This is a genomic window from Thalassotalea litorea (assembly GCF_005843925.1).
GTDB lineage: Bacteria > Pseudomonadota > Gammaproteobacteria > Enterobacterales > Alteromonadaceae > Thalassotalea_A > Thalassotalea_A litorea_A.
In genome coordinates this window covers 179,512-185,585 of record NZ_VCBC01000011.1, presented here as the reverse complement: position 1 = coordinate 185,585, position 6,074 = coordinate 179,512, and the positions used below count along the sequence as shown (strand labels likewise).

The window sequence follows — 6,074 nt, the reverse complement described above, 5'->3', positions numbered from 1 at the left end:
GTAACTGACATATAAACGTATTATTAAATAAATTAATAAAGACTCATGTGTCACAAATCATTAAGACTTTTCTATTTGCTCTTACGAGCTAATGGTAAAATCAATCTTAACGTGAGTGCCCACACAAATTGCTTGATAACTAATTGTTAAAGATCTGTACACAGATGTACTTACGTCGAATTGATTCATGGAAGAATATTCATTCGACGGCTCCTTGTTATGGGAGCGAAAACTAAATCACATTCGCTTAGTCTTCAATTCGCTGCAGGCCTTGCCCGAAGCAGGATGCGCATTCTACGCTATCCGGTTTTGATGTCAACCGCTTTTTGATAATTAATTCGAAAAAGTTGTTTTCGATTATTTCTCAGTTTCGGTTGTGATAACCGGGTTAAACCCGTGTGGTTATCGTATCAAAACACTTCGTTGGGATGTCCCGTGGAAGTGGATGCGCATTTTAGAGATTTTGAGTTTCCCGTCAACTCTTTTTTTCAAAAAATTTCATTTATTTGCAGAACTGGACGATAATTAAACAAAAGGGATTTTATGTTGATTATTAATTGTCCTTGTAGTTAGATAGGAGGGGCATAGTATGAAGTATTGACCTAAAAGAACATATATCTATGAAACGCCTATTTTGCTTAGTTTTACTCATATGCAGTAACCTAGCGCTTACCTCTGCAAGCTTCGCTATCGAAGCCAGCAAGCAAGAGCAATTACTACAGAACCTATTTGAGGCTCAGTTGTCTAGTACTAACTCGATGAAACGCAGTGTTAGTAGCTTGATTAAACATTACCCCCACCACGAAGCCTTCATACTCGATTACAGTTTTAAAAATTATCCGCAGCATTATAAACAGATAATTCGCGGAGCGTTATCTGCTAACCCACATTCAAGCGACGATGTTGTTTCGATGGCGCTTGCCTATGAAGTTGCTGCATGTAACGAGATTATCGCAACCGCCATTGATGCCGAGCCTGGTTATGCGAGTGATATTGTAAAGACTGCGACCCAATTGCGACCAAATGAACTCGACCAAATAGTGCGCGTGGCGATCACCACTAAACCCATTATGGCGGATAGCATTATTAATAGTGCCGCAAAAGAAAATCCTGATGCATTTGAATTGATCATGACCATGGCTTTTGAAGAGCTTCCGGATATGTTTATGTCACTTTTGAATAATGCATTTTCAAATTTTCCGGAAAACTCTGAGGAAGTTGTCGAGATCGCGATATCTTCATCGGAAAAAGTCGATGCTAGATTAGTGGTAGATAAAGCCGTACAGGCAGGGTTAAGTCAGGAAGCTGCCGTAAAAGCGGCAATCGCCGGCGGCGCTAAACAAGATGCCTGGGCACAAAATAATCGCTAATTGACGACCGGTAATTTACTGGGTCTTAAAATCCATTCCGCTTAACACATAGAAAAGCCAGCATAACGCTGGCTTTGTTGTTTGTGCAGTTCAGTGCCCTATCTATAAATTATAAGCTTTACACACGTTCAAAGACGGTAGCGATACCCTGCCCTAAACCAATACACATGGTTGCCAAACCAAGACTTGCATCTTTCGATTCCATTAAGTTAATCAAGGTTCCAGAAATTCTTGAGCCGGAACAACCCAACGGATGACCTAATGCGATGGCGCCACCATTGAGGTTAATTTTGTCATCTATCTGATCAAGCATACCTAACGACTTAATACAGGATAACGCCTGAGCCGAAAATGCTTCATTAAATTCAGCCAATTCGATATCCGCTATTGAAAGGCCAGCACGCTTTAACGCTTTTTTCGTTGCGGGTACCGGACCAAAGCCCATAGTAGCAGGATCGCAACCGGCAACACCCATACCACGAATTTTAACGCGAGGGGTTAAACCTAATTGTTTTGCTTTTTCTGCTGACATTACCAACATCGCACTGGCACCATCTGATATTGCAGAAGATGTACCAGCCGTAACCGTCCCATTGACAGGGTCAAAAACCGGACGTAAGCCAGATAAGCTTTCTACCGTACATTCTGGGCGAACAACTTCATCATGGTCAACCATGGTTAGTGCGCCTTGTTGATCATGTCCGGCAATTGCCACAATCTCATTGGCCCAGCGACCTTCCAAATGCGCTGCATGTGCACGTTGGTGAGATCGAGCCGCAAACTCATCCTGCATTGCTCGACTAATTCCATGCTGACGGCCTAGCAATTCTGCCGTAAGCCCCATATTACCTGAGGCTTTAGCCATGTATTTGGCCATCGCGGGTGCAAAGTCGATGTCATACATCATAGGAACATGCCCCATATGCTCAACACCTCCAATCAGATAGACATCACCAATACCGGCCATAATACTAGTCGATGCATCATGTAACGCTTGCATTGATGAGCCACAAAGGCGGTTTATGGTAACTGCCGCTACGTGTTTTGGAATACCTGCCATTAACGCGGCATTTCGAGCAATATTAAAGCCCTGCTCTTTGGTTTGCTTAACACACCCCCAGATGACATCTTCGATATCCGCTGGATCTAACGCTGGGTTGCGCAATAAAAGAGCACGCATTAATTGTGCTGATAACTCTTCAGCACGAACGTTTCTAAAGACTCCACCCTTGGAGCGCCCCATAGGCGAACGTACGCAATCAACTATTACTACTTCATTCATCATAATTTGTGCTCCCTTAACCTTTCTTTACATCAGTCGAGAAGTAAGACTTACCTGATGCCGCCATATCACGCAATCCATCAGTGACTTGATAGTATTCACCCAAATGCGCATAGCTATCCGCCATCGCGATAAACTGTTGCAAGCCGATCGTTTCCAGATAACGAATTGGACCACCTCTAAAAGGTGGGAATCCGAGACCATAAATCATCCCCATATCGGCTTCAGCAGCACTGGCAACTATCCCTTCTTCCAGACAACGAATGGTTTCATTCACCATAGGGATCATTAATCGAGCAATTATCTCATCTTTGCTAAACTCAGCGCCTTGCTTAGTTACAGCATTCAAGAGTTTTAGGCTATCCTGACTTAAGGTCTTTTGCGGACGACCGCGCTTGTCCTTTGAATACTCATAGAAGCCAACACCATTTTTCTGGCCATAACGGCTGTCATTCACCAATAAAGAAATTGGGTCATTATCAATTTGAGCCATACGAGTTGGGAAACCATCGGCCATTACATGGGTACAATGATTTGCAGTATCCAGACCAACAACATCAAGCAAGTAGGCAGGTCCCATCGGCCAACCAAAGTCTTTTTCCATCACTTTGTCGACGGTTGCGATATCTGCCCCTTCTAACACCAATTGACTAAAACCGGCCAGATAAGGAAACAGCACGCGGTTGATATAAAAGCCTGGGCAATCATTAACAACGATCGGTGACTTACCCATGCTCGCCGCATAAGCGACAACACTCGCGATGGTTTCGTCACTGGTATCTTTACCGCGGATAACTTCCACTAATGGCATTTTGTGTACGGGATTAAAAAAGTGCATCCCGCAGAAACGTTCCGGTCGATTCACGCTCTCGGCAAGTAAATCAATGGAAATAGTTGATGTGTTCGATGCGATAATTGCGCGGTCAGAAACGAACCCTTCCACCTCTTTTAATACAGACGCTTTCACATTTGGGTTTTCAACGACCGCTTCAACGACGATATCAGTATCTTTAATGCTGTCGTAATTAAGACTCGGGGTAATATTATTAAGTACAGACGCCATTTTCTTAGCGTTCAAGCGACCACGCTCAACCTGCTTGCCTAAAATATCAGCAGCGGTGCTTAATCCTAAATCGAGCGCTTTGTTATTAATGTCTTTCATCACGATCGGTGTGCCTTTATAAGCCGATTGGTATGCGATACCACCGCCCATAATGCCCGCACCTAATACCGCCGCACGCTCAATTTTTTTATCAATGGATTTTGCAGCCTTTTTGGCTTTACCCTTAACGACCTGATCCGATAGGAACAAACCCACTTGAGCCGCAGCCGCATCGGTTTTGGCCAGCATGCCAAATGCCTGGTTTTCCATTAGCATGGCTTCTGTTCTGTTCAGCAATACCGATTTTTCCAACAGCTTAACAACAGCCATTGGTGCCGGGTAATGCTTACCTGCTTTTGCGACAACCATACCTTTGGCGGTGTTAAAGCTCATCACATGTTCAATTTCAGAAAGTTTTACTGGCTCGAGTTTTTCCTGGCGTTTCGCTTGCCAGTCCAACGTTCCCGAGATCGCCTGCTTTAACATTTTAATTGCAGAATCACGAAGATTGTCTGGTGCCGCGACAGCGTCAATTGCATTGAAAGACAGGGCTTCATCCGCTTTATAGGGCTTACCGGTTGTCATCCATTCCAAAGCATTATCAACACCGATAATTCTCGGTAAGCGCACAGTGCCACCAAAACCCGGCATTAAACCCAGCTTTACTTCTGGCAGACCGATTCTTGCAGTGGTATCGGCAATACGATAATCACAAACCAGCGCGGTTTCACAGCCGCCACCTAACGCAAAACCAGTAATGGCTGCGATAGTCGGGATCTGTAAGTCTTCAAACTGGTCAAATATATCGCTACTGCTTTTAAATACACCAGCGATTTCATCATCTGGGGTTTTAAACATTTCTGTAAATTCAGTTATGTCCGCACCCGCGATGAAAGCAGATTTTGCCGATGTCACGACAACACCTTTAGCTTCGCTGTTCGCCGCGATCGCTTCTATGGCACTTTTGTATTCTTGTAATGTTGCCAGATTAAGAACATTGACTGAACCTTTGGCATTGAATTGCAACTCTACGATACCATCGTCGAGTAACTGGGCAGTTAGGCTGTCGCCTTGATATAACATGCCGAAACTCCTTCTTTGAATATGAGGATTGTCTTGTTGTAACGAGAAAGAAATACCACGCTCCAATTGACATTCGTTTGTCTGGGCGGGTTGCCTGACCCATTCAGTAATTTCGATGAATGGTAATTTAACAGGCGGATTGGTATTTATTTTAGTTGTCTGAGTGTGCCTTGTCCTGCAAAGCAAAGCAAGTTTTTTTAAACAAGCGTTTAAAGTACGCGTTTAACCTAGTCATTAAAGCAGAAATTGATTGAAGAGCAAGTCTATGGATCGGTAAGAAACTAATTTAACTCATTCAAATCATTGAAATATCCATAGCCAAAAACAAAAAAAGCACCCGAAGGTGCTTTTAAGTTTGGAAGTGACCGCACTTTTAGAAAGCCGGTTTGTCTTCCGTGTCTTCGTAACGCTTAACACTCGATAAAATTTCTTCTTTCGCCGCTTGAGCGTTGGCCCAACCTTCAATCTTCACCCATTTGTTTGGTTCAAGATCTTTATAATGCTCAAAGAAGTGAGCAATTTGGTTCAGCAATAATTCTGACATTTCAGTCGCTTCGTTAATGCCACGATAGATAGTGGATAACTTATCAACCGGTACTGCCAATACTTTCGCATCTTCACCAGATTCGTCGCTCATATTCAAAACACCAATTGGGCGACAACGAATTACCGCACCTGGCATTAGAGGGAATGGCGTCGGGACTAAAACGTCTACCGGGTCACCATCTAACGATAGAGTATGAGGCACATAGCCGTAGTTCGTTGGGTAGTGCATACAAGTTGACATAAAACGGTCTACGAAAATAGCACCCGAATCTTTATCAACTTCATATTTTACCGGATCGGCGTGAGCCGGAATTTCAATGATTACATTAATTTCATCAGGTAAATTATTACCTGCAGGTACTTTGTTAAGGCTCATGGCTCTTCCTACTAGTTAGGCTAGATTTTCAAAAGGGCATTATTATACCCAGATAAAATATAAATTCGAGATATTCGCTGACAAAACAAACAATATTTTCACAGTATTTGGCTCAAATCACTCAAGAAAACCTAACATTGACTACACTTTTTGCTGAACTAGGAGTAATGTAACAATTAACCGTGCGCGGTCTAGGTAGTTAAAATCGGGGTTCGCAGTATCAGTATTACCCAGTTTCTGGATAAATATCCAGGGTTAGCTGTTTACTATCGGGGTTCCACCGTATGTCCATGTTGTCTTATCGGTAACTCAACA

Annotated in this window: 4 protein-coding genes; 1 reads left to right on the top strand and 3 read right to left on the bottom strand. The window is 43.2% G+C overall.

From position 1 onward, the window contains the following. The first annotated feature begins 620 nt into the window (after positions 1-620). On the top strand, positions 621-1,370 hold the full coding sequence (locus tag FE810_RS12280) for a hypothetical protein (RefSeq protein WP_138320352.1): 750 nt from the start codon (positions 621-623) through the stop codon (positions 1,368-1,370). A 118-nt stretch (positions 1,371-1,488) separates the two neighbouring features. Here the strand turns inward: FE810_RS12280 and fadA are convergent, their stop codons facing one another. The 3 genes from fadA to ppa all read right to left on the bottom strand — a co-directional run bounded on the left by fadA (position 1,489) and on the right by ppa (position 5,759). Beyond that, on the bottom strand, positions 1,489-2,652 hold the full coding sequence (gene fadA, locus FE810_RS12275) for an acetyl-CoA C-acyltransferase FadA (protein ID WP_138320366.1): 1,164 nt from the start codon (positions 2,650-2,652) through the stop codon (positions 1,489-1,491). 16 nt (positions 2,653-2,668) lie between these two features. Next, positions 2,669-4,837, bottom strand: coding sequence for a fatty acid oxidation complex subunit alpha FadB (gene fadB, locus FE810_RS12270; RefSeq protein WP_138320351.1), 2,169 nt, complete (start codon positions 4,835-4,837; stop codon positions 2,669-2,671). Between the two features lie 373 nt (positions 4,838-5,210). Further along, positions 5,211-5,759: an inorganic diphosphatase gene (ppa, locus tag FE810_RS12265; protein ID WP_138320350.1), complete on the bottom strand. Its 549-nt coding sequence runs from the start codon at positions 5,757-5,759 to the stop codon at positions 5,211-5,213. Between the last annotated feature and the right edge of the window lie 315 nt (positions 5,760-6,074).

What these genes read in the sequence shown, in the direction of transcription:
- ppa (WP_138320350.1), bottom strand. Translation starts at nt 5,759, where the DNA reads ATGAGCCTTAACAAAGTACCTGCAGGTAATAATTTACCTGATGAAATT.
- fadB (WP_138320351.1), bottom strand. Translation starts at nt 4,837, where the DNA reads ATGTTATATCAAGGCGACAGCCTAACTGCCCAGTTACTCGACGATGGT.
- fadA (WP_138320366.1), bottom strand. Translation starts at nt 2,652, where the DNA reads ATGAATGAAGTAGTAATAGTTGATTGCGTACGTTCGCCTATGGGGCGC.
- FE810_RS12280 (WP_138320352.1), top strand. Translation starts at nt 621, where the DNA reads ATGAAACGCCTATTTTGCTTAGTTTTACTCATATGCAGTAACCTAGCG.